General features: G+C 62.8%; 15 protein-coding genes and 3 tRNA genes. 7 read left to right on the top strand and 11 right to left on the bottom strand.

The genetic code is table 11. From position 1 onward, the window contains the following. The first annotated feature begins 3 nt into the window (after nt 1-3). The gene (locus AC3EC3_RS05370; RefSeq protein ID WP_488488593.1) at nt 4-291 is read left to right on the top strand and encodes a hypothetical protein; all 288 of its coding nucleotides are present in this window, start codon (nt 4-6) and stop codon (nt 289-291) included. Nucleotides 292-382: 91 nt separating this feature from the next. After that, entirely contained in the window at nt 383-1,036 is a 654-nt protein-coding gene (locus AC3EC3_RS05365; RefSeq protein WP_488489209.1) for an SOS response-associated peptidase family protein, read from the top strand. A 235-nt stretch (nt 1,037-1,271) separates the two neighbouring features. Here AC3EC3_RS05365 and AC3EC3_RS05360 read toward each other — a convergent pair whose 3' ends face one another. From AC3EC3_RS05360 to AC3EC3_RS05340, 5 genes are all read right to left on the bottom strand, one after another. After that, nucleotides 1,272-2,504: a tyrosine-type recombinase/integrase gene (locus AC3EC3_RS05360; RefSeq protein ID WP_488488592.1), complete on the bottom strand. Its 1,233-nt coding sequence runs from the start codon at nt 2,502-2,504 to the stop codon at nt 1,272-1,274. A 213-nt stretch (nt 2,505-2,717) separates the two neighbouring features. After that, nucleotides 2,718-2,794: transfer RNA gene (locus AC3EC3_RS05355), tRNA-Pro, on the bottom strand. Between the two features lie 59 nt (nt 2,795-2,853). Beyond that, a tRNA-Ile gene (locus tag AC3EC3_RS05350) sits at nt 2,854-2,929 on the bottom strand. 74 nt (nt 2,930-3,003) lie between these two features. After that, nucleotides 3,004-4,008 (bottom strand): polysaccharide deacetylase family protein, encoded by a 1,005-nt coding sequence (locus AC3EC3_RS05345; RefSeq protein ID WP_488488591.1) that lies wholly within the window; start codon nt 4,006-4,008, stop codon nt 3,004-3,006. Nucleotides 4,009-4,042: 34 nt separating this feature from the next. Then, a complete protein-coding gene (locus tag AC3EC3_RS05340) occupies nt 4,043-6,055 on the bottom strand; it encodes a histidine kinase (RefSeq protein ID WP_488488590.1) in 2,013 nt (670 codons plus the stop codon). Nucleotides 6,056-6,332: 277 nt separating this feature from the next. On the opposite strand from AC3EC3_RS05340, the gene AC3EC3_RS05335 reads away from it, so the two are divergent. Next, on the top strand, nt 6,333-6,800 hold the full coding sequence (locus AC3EC3_RS05335; RefSeq protein WP_260923172.1) for an Lrp/AsnC family transcriptional regulator: 468 nt from the start codon (nt 6,333-6,335) through the stop codon (nt 6,798-6,800). A gap of 31 nt (nt 6,801-6,831) precedes the next feature. Then, on the top strand, nt 6,832-7,437 hold the full coding sequence (locus AC3EC3_RS05330) for a hypothetical protein (RefSeq protein WP_488488589.1): 606 nt from the start codon (nt 6,832-6,834) through the stop codon (nt 7,435-7,437). Here AC3EC3_RS05330 and aroQ read toward each other — a convergent pair. The 4 genes from aroQ to AC3EC3_RS05310 form a co-directional block, all read right to left on the bottom strand. Further along, nucleotides 7,401-7,838: a type II 3-dehydroquinate dehydratase gene (aroQ, locus tag AC3EC3_RS05325; RefSeq protein WP_488488588.1), complete on the bottom strand. Its 438-nt coding sequence runs from the start codon at nt 7,836-7,838 to the stop codon at nt 7,401-7,403. The two genes, AC3EC3_RS05330 and aroQ, sit on opposite strands and share 37 nt — an antisense overlap. A 105-nt stretch (nt 7,839-7,943) precedes the next feature. Continuing rightward, the gene (locus AC3EC3_RS05320; RefSeq protein ID WP_488488587.1) at nt 7,944-8,333 is read right to left on the bottom strand and encodes a hypothetical protein; all 390 of its coding nucleotides are present in this window, start codon (nt 8,331-8,333) and stop codon (nt 7,944-7,946) included. A gap of 170 nt (nt 8,334-8,503) precedes the next feature. Further along, nucleotides 8,504-8,917, bottom strand: coding sequence for a holin family protein (locus AC3EC3_RS05315; RefSeq protein ID WP_488488586.1), 414 nt, complete (start codon nt 8,915-8,917; stop codon nt 8,504-8,506). Between the two features lie 139 nt (nt 8,918-9,056). After that, a tRNA-Pro gene (locus AC3EC3_RS05310) sits at nt 9,057-9,133 on the bottom strand. Nucleotides 9,134-9,453: 320 nt separating this feature from the next. Here AC3EC3_RS05310 and yajC point away from each other — a divergent pair. The 3 genes from yajC (at nt 9,454) to secF (ending at nt 12,455) form a co-directional block, all read left to right on the top strand. Then, nucleotides 9,454-9,780: a preprotein translocase subunit YajC gene (gene yajC, locus AC3EC3_RS05305; RefSeq protein ID WP_260923161.1), complete on the top strand. Its 327-nt coding sequence runs from the start codon at nt 9,454-9,456 to the stop codon at nt 9,778-9,780. Nucleotides 9,781-9,842: 62 nt separating this feature from the next. Continuing rightward, nucleotides 9,843-11,459 carry a protein translocase subunit SecD gene (gene secD, locus AC3EC3_RS05300; RefSeq protein WP_488488585.1) on the top strand — a complete coding sequence of 539 codons (1,617 nt, stop codon included), beginning with the start codon at nt 9,843-9,845 and terminating at the stop codon, nt 11,457-11,459. 9 nt (nt 11,460-11,468) lie between these two features. Beyond that, on the top strand, nt 11,469-12,455 hold the full coding sequence (gene secF, locus AC3EC3_RS05295) for a protein translocase subunit SecF (RefSeq protein ID WP_488488584.1): 987 nt from the start codon (nt 11,469-11,471) through the stop codon (nt 12,453-12,455). A gap of 165 nt (nt 12,456-12,620) precedes the next feature. On the opposite strand, the gene AC3EC3_RS05290 is transcribed toward secF, so the two are convergent. Together AC3EC3_RS05290 and AC3EC3_RS05285 are read right to left on the bottom strand one after the other, a co-directional pair. Continuing rightward, entirely contained in the window at nt 12,621-13,859 is a 1,239-nt protein-coding gene (locus AC3EC3_RS05290; RefSeq protein ID WP_488488583.1) for a glycosyltransferase, read from the bottom strand. 24 nt (nt 13,860-13,883) lie between these two features. Then, nucleotides 13,884-14,453, bottom strand: coding sequence for a helix-turn-helix domain-containing protein (locus AC3EC3_RS05285; protein ID WP_488488582.1), 570 nt, complete (start codon nt 14,451-14,453; stop codon nt 13,884-13,886). Nucleotides 14,454-14,523 lie beyond the last annotated feature (70 nt).

The raw sequence follows: 14,523 nt of genomic DNA, 5'->3' as shown, positions 1-14,523 counted from the left end.
GTCATGGCCACGCTTCCCAGACATCAGCGGGTTATCATCGCCCTGTCTGTGCATATCCTGCGCGGCGGTGTCATCCGCTGTGCGGAGACTAGGGTCGATACCGTCGAGGTGCGCCTCGCGTTGCGGTGCCTGCTACCTCATTGCCGCGAGCGTTGGCCGCTCGAACTCTACTGGGATGCGGCCCGGCAGGACAACGAGATTGGTCGGGCTCAGGGGGTGACCGCAGCCTTCAACGGGATTGTGCGGCAGTTGCGGCTTGCCGGAAGGTATGATGAAAGCGAAGCGGCATGATATGGGCCGGAGCAATCGGCTCGCCGATCTGTTTTCATGCCTCGATACAGTGACCAGCGTGCGGTGTGCCGATCAGGGAGGAATGCGTTCGATGTGCAATCGAGCCCGTATGAAAGGCGAGATCGAGACTATCTGGGGCTCGATTGCCGAACTCTTCACCGAGCAACCTCGCGACAACCGTTTCGATCCGCAAGAGCTGCGACCCAAGGGACGTGCCTATGTTGTCCGGGAGCAGGATGGTGTGCGGGGATGGGACGTAATGGGTTGGGATGTCTTGGGCGGCAGGGCCGCCTGGCCGATGACCAATGTGCGTAACCTCTCACTTCCTCAGTGGCAGCGGCTCGCTGAACGCCCGGAAAATCGCTGCCTAGTGCCACTCACCGAGTTCTGCGAATTCACTCCGGAAAAGTATGATCTTGGCGACGGCAAACCGCCCTTGAAGGGTGAGATCTGGTTCTCGGTCACTGATCAGCCGGTGTTCGCTGTCGCTGGGTTCTGGCAACATACCGAGCAGGGGAATGGCTTTGCGATGGTGACGTGCGACCCCAACCCGCTGGTGAAGCCCATCCATCCCAAGGCGATGGTGACGATCCTGGAACCCGACGACATAGATATTTGGCTCAGAGGATCGTATGAGGACGCCGTGTCACTGCAACGGCCTTTCGATGCAACGAAAATGGTTAGCCGAGGGCCGATCTTCCCGACGCGCGGGACGCGCTCACAACGGGACGCATCGCTCACCTGAGTGGGGCCGCACCGTGCGTAATAAGGCAGTGCCTTGGTGCCGATCTTGTCCGAATGTCTATTTTGCTTACCGCTGGATACTCGTGATATTGGAGAAGTGGCGAGGCTCTAAATGGACGAAGGCATTTCAGACCGTATGCTGCGGCGCGGGTTAGTACTCGAGCGCACCGGCTTCTTGGCCTTCATGAAGATTGAGCGGCTGGCGACCTTTGGGGCGATGACAGCTGAATGATGAGCTATTCTGATCCGGCTCGCTCAGCCTCGTCCAGATAATCGGCCCACCAAACCATCATCTTGCGCCGATGAACGAGATAGCGGGCCGAATTGTAAGCCGCACGAACACCTCGGGCTGCATGCGCAAGCTGAAACTCGATCCAGTCTGGTTCGAAAAGCCCGGATTCGTTCAGCACCGTACTGGCGAGGCCGCGAAAGCCATGAACGGTGGCCTTTCCACGAAGGCCGATGCGATACATGACGTCCAGCATTCTATTTTCGCTGATGACGAGTGATTTCGAATAATGGACCGGGAAGAGGAAAGCCCCGAGTCTCTCGTTTCCAGCGGCGAGATAGATATTTCGCTCGCGGATCTCGTTCAGCATAGCGATGGCTTGAGGTGGAAGGGGCACGATGTGCTCCGTGCTCATCTTCATACGCTCAGCCGGGATGCGCCAAATCGGCTCAGCCGTATCGAGCCCTTCGAATTCTATCCATCGCGCGAACCGGGTCTCTTGCGTGCGCACCATTGTCAGCATTGTCCATCGCAGCGCGAGGTGACTGGTGCGATCGCCTCCATCCCTATTCAGTTTTCCGAAAAATTCCGGCAGGTCTTTGGCTGCGACTTTGGCATGGTGCTTGACGGGGGCTGGCTTTGCCATGCCGGGAGCAAGATCGCGGCATGGATCGCTTTCGCATCGTCCATCAGGAATAGCGTAGCGGAAAACTTCGCTGCAGTGGTTTCTCACCCTGTGCGCCATTTCAACAGAACCGCGTCCCTGAATGGCGCGCAAAGCTTCGAGCATCTGGCGTGGTGTTATGGCTGCGATCGGCAGTGCGCCTACCGCGGGGAAGATGTCGGCCTCCAACCGCCGCATCGTCACCCCGGCGTAACGTGGGGTCCAGGCTACCTTTCGGGTATCAAACCATTCGCGGGCAACTGTCTCGAAGGATTCGCTGGGTGTCGTTGCCACCTGTTCTGGTAAGCCTGGCTCCAGATTTCCTGGTTTCGCTGTAGGAGCCAGGCCCAAGATCAATTGAGCCTTCACGGTATCGCGCCAAGCTCGCGCCAGTTTGACGGTGATTTCTGGATAGGCGCCACCCGTAAGGAACTTCTGCTTACCCTCTACCCGGATTGCGAGCCCCCAGACCTTTTTGCCGGACGGATGAATCGTGACGAACAATCCCTTGCTGTCGGATTTCTTGTATGCGGCCTTTTCCGGTTTCAAAGCGCGCAGGGCAATGTCTGTCAGCATAGGACCTCCGATCAAAGAACGTTGGTTGGGTTTTCGCCTTGTTGGTTGGCTGTTGGTTTCTGTTGGTTGCAACCAACAAATAACCAACAGTTAGCCTGCGACGCAAGGCGACCATCTGATGCAGAATGGCGCAGAAGTTTGCTGATTCTATTGGATAAAATCACGGTCCACGAGCCGATATGGCATCGAGTGAAACATCGTGAAAAAGGAAAATGGTCGGGGAGACAGGATTCGAACCTGCGACATCCTGCTCCCAAAGCAGGCGCGCTACCAGACTGCGCTACTCCCCGACCGGATCGGGATGAACGGATAACCAAGCCCTTGCAATTCCTGTAGCCAGGAAATGCGGTGGTAGGCCCGGCAGGATTTGAACCCGCGACCTAGCCGTTATGAGCGGCCAGCTCTAACCACTGAGCTACGGGCCCCTATCCGTCGAACATCCGTCGAGCCGAAGCCCTTCCGGGCGTCGGTGAGATGCCCGTTAGCGTGCCTCAGGCAACTAGGCAAGCGTTACACTGTCCATGATTTCAGCGACACTGGTGGGTTTTACACCGCGACCTTCAAGATGGGCGAAAAGTGTGCGCCACCAGCTGTAGAGCGCGTCAAGATCGTCCTCGGTTCGCACGTAGGGTGTGTGGCCGGGGGCCAGTGACGGGCTGTGGAACGAGAATACCAGCACGGGCAGGCCTTCACCAAGCGCGATATCGACGCCGCGCAGGGCCTCTTGGCTTGTGATGCCTTCCGGAGTGAGCGGGATTCGTTCGAGCAGCCTCGTCCGGGCGAGCACACCGCGCAACTGTGGCGCGCGCCAGAGGTGAGGGTAGACCACGTTGCCGATCTGCCGCAGCGCGCCCCAGTAAACCGTGGTCAACGGGAGTTCGAGCAACTGACGATCGGTATCGACCCAGTAGGGCTTCAGCGGGTGCTGTCGATAATTCGGGCCACCAGAACCACTGTAATCAAACCTCGCCCGCACGGATGTATCTATGGCGATGCCGTGTTCACTGAGGATCTGCGCGGTATCGGAGCCAAGGCCATACCGCCCGGCGCGATAGATGCGCGGCGCGGTGCCGAATGCTTCGGCGATGCGGTTGTAAAGGCGATGGAACTTCTCGCGCTCCAGTTCGAGCGGCAGGTTCCCGGCGTAACTGTTATATTCGGAAACATCCTCCTCGAAGGGAGGGCTGACCCACGGGTGCAACTGGACGCCCACTTCCGCGCGCCCGGCAGCGACAGCATCTCCGATGGCTTGCGCTGCGTAAGGGGAATTTGCGATCGGCCAGTCGACAAGGTAGGTCGGGATAACGCCGAAGCCTTCGCAGAACTGCTGGAAGTCACGCAGTGCGGGGATCGTCAGTACCGAATGACGGTCGCGGTCCAATGGCGCACCCCAGTCGAATTCTTCTTCGGTATCGACGGTCACGAGGAAACGCTGACCGAAGTCCTGCCGGAAAACTGCCAGTTGTGACGGGTCGGGGGCGTCCAGAAGATTTGCCTGAGCCATTCGCGTGTCCCCTGTTCGGCTGCCGCAAGCCGTATCAGCCGCCAAAGCAGGCCGCGTCGAGAGTGCTATGGTGTGCCGAGGCGGCGGTCAAGGCGGGCAGCCACAGCACCAAGTCATTGCCTTCGCGTCGCAATCCACCACCCGCTGCGCGCGCTTCTGCTGCGGCGAGGCGGAGCGTGAAGCCTGTACCGAATGCGCCAACGGCCAGCGAATGGCCCCGATCGCCCGGAATCGCAGCGAACAGGTCGTCCTGATCGCGAGCGGAAAGCCGCGCAGGCAAGGCACTGCGAATGGCGATCATGTCACGGCTTGCGCCGGGCGTGCTGTCTCGCACCCAGCCAAGCTCGAGCACCTCGTCGGGAGCCGTGGAGCTGGCGAGTGCGGCCAGCAGTCGCCACGCCAGCATCTCCGCATCGGCACCGGTCAGCGAGACTCGAATGTCGTCTGGCGCGCTCAGCAGCGAGAAACCGCTGCGCCGAGGCTGGGTCCAGGCACGCAGCCGTTCGGCGACACTGGCGAGAACCGAGGTGAATTCGCATTCGCCGGGATCGAGCCTCATCGTGCCTGTCTCCAGCTTGACCAGTCGTTCAAGCTCTTCAAAACCGGCAAGGATATGCGCGCAATCCCCGGCTACAGCGGCGGCCAGCGCGCGATATTCATGCGGCGCCGGGCCATAGAGCTGCTGCTGGATAATCTCTGCGGCCACCTGAATGGCATTGGCGGGCGTGCGCAGTTCATGAAGGACTTCGCGCAGTCGGTCTCCCGGTCTGTCGGCTTCAGGCAGGGTATGGGATTCGGGTTGGGACAGGGCGTCTGTCTGTGCCGTGACACGTCGGCGAAGGCGGCCGAAATAGCCACGGAATCCGCCGCCGGAGGAAAAGTCCGGCATGGCATCGATGCGCCAGAAGCCGCAGATGAGCGCTGAGCCATCCAGTTGGACGACGTGGCCGACCAGTGGGCGGCGTTCGGTGAACGCTATATGCAAAGCGTCGGTCGTCGCGGTGAGTGGCAGTTGCATGCCGACGATGCACGGCGCGCATGGCCCCTCGGCCCAGGTCACACGGCCAAGGCCGTCAGTTTCGAAATCGATGGCGGCGGGGAGACGAGACGGGGGCGGTGAAGCGTCAGTTGCTTCCCGGGTGTCGCTTTGGCCGGGCTGGACATCGGGCCGGGATTCCCGCGCTTTGCGATAGGCCTCGATCCGGCGGACGATAGCGCCGATCTCGCTGTCCGGATGGTCTTTCCCTGATCGGGCTGGACGTAATGCGTGGACATTGGCCGGAAGGGGCGGCGTAGTACCGGACAAGGCGTTATCAAGCAGCGCTTGCGTCGTGGGGGCAACGGGCGCGGGCGCAGTCGTGATCGCTGCGACAGGCGTGCGAGCGGCATCGTCGGTGGGAGGCGACATGCTGCCGGGCGCGTCGAAATCTTCCCCGAATATTGCTGCGAGTTCCAGTTCGAGCGGGGGAAGTGATTTTGCAGGCTCGGATAGGGCCGAGGTGGGCTGCTCCGAGACAGGCCGGGTGGCGCTGGCCGGGGGCGGCGCCTCGGTCTCCGGTGTTTTGGGTATATATGTCTCGGTTCCGGCCGCTTCGGCCTGCGGCAGCGTGCGGTCCTGCACGCCAAGACGATCGAGCAAAGCTACAACGTCGGCGGGAAGGTCGCTGCGATGACGGATGATCCCGCGTGCGCCCACGGGCAACTTGGGCACCAGTGCGAGCCAGGTGCTTTCGGACAGTTGCGCACGGGCGATCGCGGCGAGGGCAATCGGGGGGGCGCCTAGCGCCAGTTGCCTGACCAATCGCGGATTGGAGATCGGGTGCCCGCTTTGCGCGATCAGCCGAGCGCATTCGGCTGCCGGAATGCGTTTTTTCAGCGAATCGAGTGTGTCGAAGGCGCTGTCGAGCAGCGATCCCGAATCGGTTCCGGGAACCGAATCAGGCATGCGACTCAGAATGTCGACGAGCTGCCGATACTGGATGCGGGCGAGGGAATCCCCCGTCGCCGGCAGGCGCAGCACCGTGGCAAGGCGATCGTCAAAATGCATTCTGGCTCCAAGTGGGTCTCAGGGCTTAGCCCCAAACCGGTTAAGAAGCGCCCAACCTTGCAGAATTTTCCGGAATACATTCGAATTTTTCCGGATCGCACAGCAAGGCGGCGATGCACCGTCCTAGCAATCTGCGCGAAGAGCGAAAGAGTTGCATTCCAAACGTTGCAAAGCGGGACGATTACGCTAAGGGCTAATAATATTTCAGAGGCGGTGGCTTTTCGATGGTGAAGTTTCAGGGCCGCCGCTTCGATGTGATGTGTCCAAGGAAAGTGCGATGATCAATCTCGATGAAATCGACCGTCGGCTGCTGGCGCAGCTGCAGGCAGAGGGCCGAATTACCAACGTCGAGCTCGCCCAGCGCGTAGGCCTGACCGCGCCGCCGTGCCTGCGTCGTGTACGCAGCCTTGAAGAGGCCGGTGTCATTCAGGGCTACCATGCCGATCTCGACCCTTCCAAACTCGGCTTTACCATCACCGTCTTCGCGCTGGTGAGCCTCAAGAGCCAGGCCGAGGAATCGCTGCGACAGTTCGAGGAGCACATGCGTGGTCTTCCCGAGGTTCGCGAATGCCATATGCTGAACGGCGAGATCGACTTCATTCTGAAGATCGTCAGCCGCGATCTCCAGAGCTTCCAGGAATTCCTGACCAGCAAGCTGACGCCCGCCCCGAACGTGGATAGCGTCAAGACCTCGCTGACGATCCGCACGGCCAAGAGCGTGCCCGGCGTTCCGCTGGAAGGCTGATCGCTATCCGCGTCGTTCGGGTGAAGATCGCATGACACCCAGGAAACGACGCTTGCTGCTGGCCGGGTTGGCCGTGGCAATGATGGCAGGAGAGGCGGTCTGGCTGTTGAAGCCTCCGCCCCCGCCACCCGTTCCCGATTTCGTGATTGCCCCAACCGGCCTTGTTGCGGTGCTGGAGCCTGACGACATTGCCGAGATGCCCGCCTTCGACCCGAAGGCGGGGCGCTGGGTCGATGGCGGCGAAGTGCTGATCTCGCCACGCTCACGCGCCTGGCTGGGACGAATGCATGGGGAGACTGAGGTAAAGGTTGGCCGGTCACAGGGGCAATACGCCTATGTCGTGGTGCGCCTGCCGCATCAGGCGGATGCGCAGATGCTGCATCATGCGCTGGCAGACATCGCCGCTGCCAATGTCTGCCATGCCGGGATCTTCGATCCCGGCGGCAAGCTGCACGACGGAAAGCCCGAAGTGTTTCTCTATCGAATCGTCTCGACCCGTGCGCCCGATGGCCGGGGCCTTGCCTGCCATGAGCGGTTGGACGGCCTGCGCGAGCCGGAAGCGCGGCGTCTGAAAGTTCCCGGCAAGTCGATTACAGCCGTTCAGAAGCGCGAGACAGCGTCGAGCCCCAGCAGATAGCCCTTGGTGCCGAATCCTGCGATCGTGGCTTTCGCGGCCTTGCCGATCCATGAAACGTGGCGAAATTCCTCGCGGTTGTGCGGGTTCGACAAGTGGATCTCGATCACCGGAACCTTGATGCCCTTGATCGCATCATGCAGCGCGATCGAGGTGTGGGTATAGGCGCCGGCATTGAGCAGCACGGCCTTGATGCCTTCGGCTTGCGCCTCGTGCAACCAGTCGATCAGATGACCTTCGTGGTTGGATTGGCGCATGTCGATGGCAAGGCCCAGCGTTTCGGCATGGGCTGCAGCCATTTCGCCAATGTCGTCGAGCGTCTGCGAGCCGTAGATTTCGGGTTCGCGGGTGCCCAGCAGGTTCAGGTTGGGCCCGTTGAGGACGTAGACGAGATTGCTGGCCATGCTGCGCTCCGTAGATAGTGCCGCCCTGGTGGGGGTGGGGGTGGCGTTGGGGCGAGGCATAGGCAGGCGGTCGCGCGCCTGCAAGTGCGCGCTGCCCGACGATGGCTATTCAATTGGTTTGGTGGAGGCGGGGCCGATAGGACGTCCGGCTGGCTGGCTGGGGTCTGCCTGTTGCTGGACGATGGTGACGCGCGGCGGGGCGATAACCGGTGCCGGTCCGCTGTCCGACGGTGCGGGAACGTCGGGGCCGGTATTTCCGCTGTCAGAGCCACCATCCGACGCGCCTGCGTAGAAAGCGGATAGATCCGCCCCGCCTTGAGTCTTTTGCGGGGCAGGAGCGATGGGCTGGCTCTGGACCATCTGCGAGGGAGGCATTTCGCTGGGGGTGGCGGAAGGCGCAGGCGGCCCAGGCTTCCAGGCGACGGCAAACAGAACGCCCGCGACACAGGCGAACAGGGCACAGGCAGCGAGGGGGCGCGAGACCGGAATGGACAAGGCGTGATCTCCCGTGGGTCAGGACAACAACCCATCACAACGGTCTCGCATGATATTCAGCAGATGTTAGCGATCGGTTAGCGACCGAGAGGCAGAGGCCGAATGGCAGGGGATCAGGGGCAGGGGCGGGGCCGTTTCGGTGGCGGGCGATAGGGCGCGGAGGGGCTGCATCAACGCTCCAGCCCCTTGGCCTTACCCCACTGGCGGATGGCGGAGTAGCCGAGATAGCCGGTGCCAAAGAGCGTGTAGAGCGCCTCGGGTAGCCCTTGGAGATAGCTTGTCATGCCGCGTCCGATCGCGGCGGCGGTGTTCGGGCTGAACGCGCCGATCACGCCCATCGGGAGGGCCCACAGAATCATGACGTACATCACGTACAAAAAGCTGGGGCGCGCGCGGCTGGTCCACGGATCGCTGGCATTCGCTTCGGCGACGATGGCGGAAAGCGAGGCTTCCATCACTTTCACTTCCTGCGAACCTTGCATCTGCAGCAGTTCCAGCTTGGCCCGGTCACGCGCTTCGGGATCGGGAATCACTTTGTCGATGATGCTGGTCAGCGGGGTGAGAAGGGTGTCGAACAGGGCCATCGCGGGGCACTCCATGCAGCAGGGGTGCGCAAGGAGATAACCATATCGGTTCGTGTAGGAAAATGCTTTAGCGAAAGCCCAACGAAAAAAGCCGCCCCGAAAGGCGGCTTTTCGTCTGTCTCGTCAAACGAGAGAGAATTGGTCGGGACGAGAGGATTCGAACCTCCGACCCCCACACCCCCAGTGTGATGCGCTACCAGGCTGCGCTACGTCCCGACCGGAGCGCGGCCTATAGGCAGGTGATTTGAAGAGCGCAAGCGGGTTTGAAAGGAATTTGTCGTCATCTTGAACCGGATGGTCCCGTCCCTACCTTTCTGGAAGCGGGGAGGGGAGGCTTTCCGGCGCGGAAAACCGCGCTGGCGCGTTGCAGTTGCAGCGCTTTGTTGCTAACCGCCGCCGCTATCCATTTTACCGCGCGACCTGTGCGGGGGATGCGGGTGCGAGTGCGGGAGGCGGTTTCAGGACGCGCGCCGGATTTGCGCAGCCGTTTGTTCCCGTCCGCTCAGGCCCGTGACAACGAAGGCTTTTCGCGTCCCATGCACAGCTCGATCCTTTCGACGCTCGCCGCCGCCGGTGCTGCCGGTGGTCCTCCCGCCTGGATCCAGTATCTGCCGTTCGCGGCGATGGCTGTCATCATGTGGTTCCTGATCATCCGTCCGCAGATGAAGCAGCAGAAGGAACACAAGGCGAAGCTGGCGTCGATCACGCGTGGCAACGAGGTCGTCACCGGTGGCGGGCTTGTCGGCAAGGTGATCAAGGTCGACGAGACCTATGCCGAGGTCGAGATCGCCGCCAACGTTCGCGTCAAGGTGGTCAAGAGCACCATCGTCGAAGTGATGGGCGTGAAGCCCGCCAACGACTGACATGCGGCCAGCGGACGGTGGCCCTGCGATGGGGCCCGTCCTTCGGAGAAAAGCCATAGGCTATGCTTGAATTTCCCACCTGGAAGAAGCTCTGGTACTGGGCGCTGACTTTGGTCATCGCCGCTGCTGCCGTGCCTTCGCTCGTATCGGTGACGGGTGCCACCTGGCCCTCGTTCCTGCCCAACCCGAAGGTCGCGCTGGGTCTTGACCTTGCCGGCGGCAGCCAGCTGCTGCTGGAGGCCAACCCCGATCAGGTCGCCCGCCAGCGGCTTGAGAACATGGAAGAGGATGTGCGTTCGCGCCTGAAGGCTGCGACCACGCCGATCGCTATCGGTGACATCTCTGCCCAGAACGGCACGCTCAGCTTCATGCTGAAGAATCCCGGACAGGTCGATGCCGCCCGTGAGGCGATCCTGCCGCTGACCACGGGTGCAGGTCTCACCGGCCAGCGCGACTGGAACATCCAGGTGCAGGATTCGAGCCGCTTCGTACTGACGCAGACGAAGGCCGGTCTCGATGAGGCTGTCTCGAACGCGATGGACTCGGCGATCACCGTCGTGCGCAAGCGTATCGACGCGCTGGGCACCCGCGAGCCGACGATCATCCGTCAGGGCAGCAACCGCATCGTCGTGCAGGTGCCGGGTCTCAAGGATCCCACCGCGCTGAAGGCGCTGCTGGGCCAGACCGCCAAGCTCGAATTCAAGATGGTCGACGAAAATGCGGCCCCCAGCGACGTTGCGCAGGGCATTGCCCCTCCGGGTGACGAGATCGTTCCTTACGCAGCGGCGACTCCTGGGCCGGACGGCAAGGTCGCCTCGATCGCGGTCCAGCGTCTGGGCGGCATCAAGGGCGACCAGCTGACGAACGCCAAGCAGGAGTTCGACCAGCAGGGCGGTAATCAGGCGGTCGTCTCGATCACCTTCAACCAGCAGGGTGGCGAGAAGTTCGCCGCGCTCACCAGTGCCAACGTCGGCAAGCGCTTCGCCATCATCCTTGACGGCAAGGTGCTTTCGGCGCCTTCGATCAACACCCCGATCCTGGGCGGCAGCGCCGTCATTCAGGGCAGCTTCACGGTGCAGTCGGCTACCCAGCTGGCCGTCGCGCTGCGTTCGGGCGCTCTGCCGGTCGATCTGACCGTGGTGGAAGAGCGCACCGTTCGCGCTGAACTGGGTAACGATTCGATCCATCGCGGCCTTGTCGCCATGGGGATCGGCTCGCTGCTGGTCGTGCTGCTGATGATCGCCAGCTATGGCCGCTTCGGTATCTATGCCACCTGCGCGCTGATCCTGAACCTGCTGATGATCCTGGGCGTGATGGCCATGATGGGCACCACGCTGACGTTGCCGGGTATCGCGGGCTTCGTGCTGACCATCGGTGCGGCGGTGGACGCCAACGTGCTGATCTACGAGCGCATGCGCGAGGAGCGCAAGAAGGGCCGCCGTGTCGTCGCCGCCGTGGAAACCGGCTACAAGGAAGCCAGCCGCGCGATCTACGATGCCAACGTTACCAACGCGATCGCCGGTATCCTGCTCTTCGCCTTCGGGTCGGGGCCGGTGCGCGGTTTCGCGGTGGTTCTTATCATCGGTCTGTTCACCTCGGTGTTCACCGGCGTGACCCTGACCCGCATGTGGGTCGCCGACTGGCTGCGCAAGTCGCGCCCCACCGAACTGAACGTGTAAGGGACCGCCATGCGACTTCTCAAACTCGTCCCCGAGAATACCAACATCCGCTTCCTGCGGTGGCGCGTCCCGTTCTACGCGATCAGCATCGTGCTGATCTGCGCAAGCTGGGCGCTGATTCTCACCAAGGGCTTCAACTATGGCGTCGACTTCGCCGGTGGTCAGGAAATCCAGGCCACCTTCGTTGGCGAGGCACAGGCTCCCACGGCGCAGTTGCGCGAGCAGCTGGACAAGCTGGGCTTCACCGATCCGGTGATCCAGGGCTTCGGCGCCGACAATCAGGTCTCGATCCGCGTGCGCCTGCCCGCCAGTGCCGAGGGTAATCCCGGTGCTGCCGACGCCATCGCCAAGCGCATCACCGACACGATCCGTCAGGAGCACCCGCAAGTGCGCATCGACGGCGTTTCGGCAGTGTCGGGCAAGGTCTCGGGTGAATTCCGCACCATGGCGATCTACTCGCTGCTGGCGGCGATGCTCGCGATCTCGATCTACATCTGGGTACGCTTCGAGTGGCAGTTCGGCGTGGGCGCGCTCTTCGCGCTGTTCCACGACGTGTCGCTGACGCTGGGCATGTTCTCGCTGTTCGGGATGCAGTTCGACCTGCAGATCGTCGCGGCGATCCTGGCCATCGTCGGTTACTCGCTGAACGACACCATCGTCGTCTACGACCGTATCCGCGAAGACCTGAAGAAGTATCGCCGCATGCCGCTGCCCGAGTTGCTGGACATGTCGGTGAACGAGACGCTGGCGCGCACGGTGATGACCTCGGCCACGCTACTGGTCGCGCTGATTCCGCTGCTGTTCTTCGGCCCGGAAAGCCTGTTCGGCCTGACCGCCGCGATCGTGCTGGGCATCTTCGTGGGTACGTACAGCTCGATCTACATGGCCGCGCCGATCCTGATCTGGCTGGGCGTGCGCTCGGACAGCTTCGTGAAGACCGAAAGCGAGATGGACCGTCAGGAGCGTCTCGCCCGCGAGCGTAGCGAGAAGCCTTGAGGGCTGACGTCCGACGGGAGAGAAAAAGGGCCGCTCCGGGAAACCGGGGCGGCCTTTTTTGTTGCACAGTTGTCATTTGCGTCATCCCAGCGAAGGCTGGGATCGTTCTCGATGTAGCGCCCATTTCACAACGATCCCAGCCTTCGCTGGGATGACGGTTGATGGCTACGCAACCGCCTCCACATCAGGCCCCACCGCGGCGGCACCGCCGATAAACCGGCCCTCGGCGACATCGTGCCAGAAGTGGACGATATTGTCGGCGTTGGTGCCCCAACTGAAGCGCGTCGCGTTCTCGGCGACGTCGGCCTGCGTGGGCGGATCGGCGAGAATGTCGGCGACGGCATCGGCAATCGCCTCGCTGGTGCGTGCGACGAGGCGCCCGGCGCTGTTGTCCTTCACCACTTCGCGCGCGCCGCCCACATCGGGGATGACGATGGGGGTGCCGCAGGCAAGGCCCTCGATCCAGGCATTGGCAAGGCCTTCGCTGGCGGACGGCAGCACCAGCGCATCGGCGGCGCACAGGATGTGCGGCAGATCGTCGTGGTTGACGATGCCGAGGAAATGCACGCGGTCCTCGACACCCAGCTTTCCGGCGAGGGCGCGCAGCCGGGCCTCGTCTTCGCCCGCGCCTGCGAGCGCGAGGCGCGCTTCGGGCAGGCGGGTGAGGGCCTCGATCACCAGTGCCTGTCCCTTGCGGGGGATCAGCGCGCCGGGCGTCACCAGCAGAGGCCCCTGCGACCAGATGCCGAGATGCGGCATCGCCGAGACCAGCGCGCGCGCGGCGCCGCGTTCGATGGGCCGGAAACGCTCGCGGTCGAGGCCGGTGTAGTGGATGCCGATTCGTGCTTCGGGCATGCCCAGCGCGATCATGTCGTCACGCAGCGCGGCGCTGACCGCCAGCATCCCGGCGGCCTGATTCGCCGCCTCGCGCATCTGTCTTAGCGCGGCGGGGCGCTGGCCCCAGTAATGGATGTCCGCCCCGCGCGACTTGATCGTCAGCGGTACGCCAAGCTCACGCGCGACCAGGGCGGCGGCGGGGCCGTCGGGAAAGAAGAACTGCGCGTCGACCAGATCGAACGGGCGCTCGGCATGGAGCGCACGGGCGAGCGGCAGGACGGCGCGGGCGATCCGCCCCGGATTGCTGTCTCCACCCACCTTGGGGATCACCGTGAACTGCGGATAGTGGACCGTGAGGCCCGCCGCGTCGCTGGTTTCGGGAATGTCTTTCAGGCGTACATAGGGTTCCTGCCGGGACAGCGGCCAGGGCGGTATGCCGATCGGGCTCACCATCGTCAGCTCGACATCGCCGCGCGCGACGACCGCGCGCATCTGGTTGCCCACGAAGATGCCGAAGCTGGGGCGAACCGGGTTGGGGAACAGGGTGGCGATGGAAAGGACACGCATGGGCATTTCAATACCCCGAAAGCGTCAAAGTTTCCTGACCAGCATTTCGGCGACGGCTATCCATGCCGGGTCGGCCACGGTGGTCGGCACCGCGCTGCGCCCGAGCGGAAGCAGGCCGATGCCGTTTTCGTCACGCGCGAAGAGGCGGCCATAGGCGAAGCGCTCGCCGGGCAGCGGCACCAGCACCTCGCGGCCGAGCGGCGCTGTGTCGGGCGATACGCGCCGCAGCCAGATCTGGTCGCCGGGCCGGTGGTCGTCGAGCGGCTCGGTGACGGTGACGACCAGCCATTCGGCATCGGCGATCAGTGCGTTGGGCAATACCGCCGCGCGCGGCGTGGCAAGCGCCTGTGCGCCGCGTGCGGTCAGGTCGGCAACGATGGACGGTGTGGAGGCCGCGCTCTCGCTGGCGAGCAGCATCTCCGGCTCCACGTCCAGCGCGGCGGCGATGCGGTTCATCCAGTCGAGCGAGAGATTGCGCATCCCGGTCTCCAGCCGCCCGATGGTCTGCGCCGTGGTGGGCGGCGAGCAGGCAGCGGCAACTTCGGCCAGCGTAAGGGCTTTGAGCTGACGAATATCGCGGATACGGTTCTTCATGCTGAGCATGATTAACCTATTGGGATAATTTCAGCCAGCGATTACGATCGGGATCGATGAAAATATCGTA

The organism is Novosphingobium sp. BAM6, assembly GCF_057784955.1.
The sequence above is the reverse complement of the archived record's forward strand: the minus strand, read 5'-3'. Positions and strand labels throughout refer to the sequence as shown.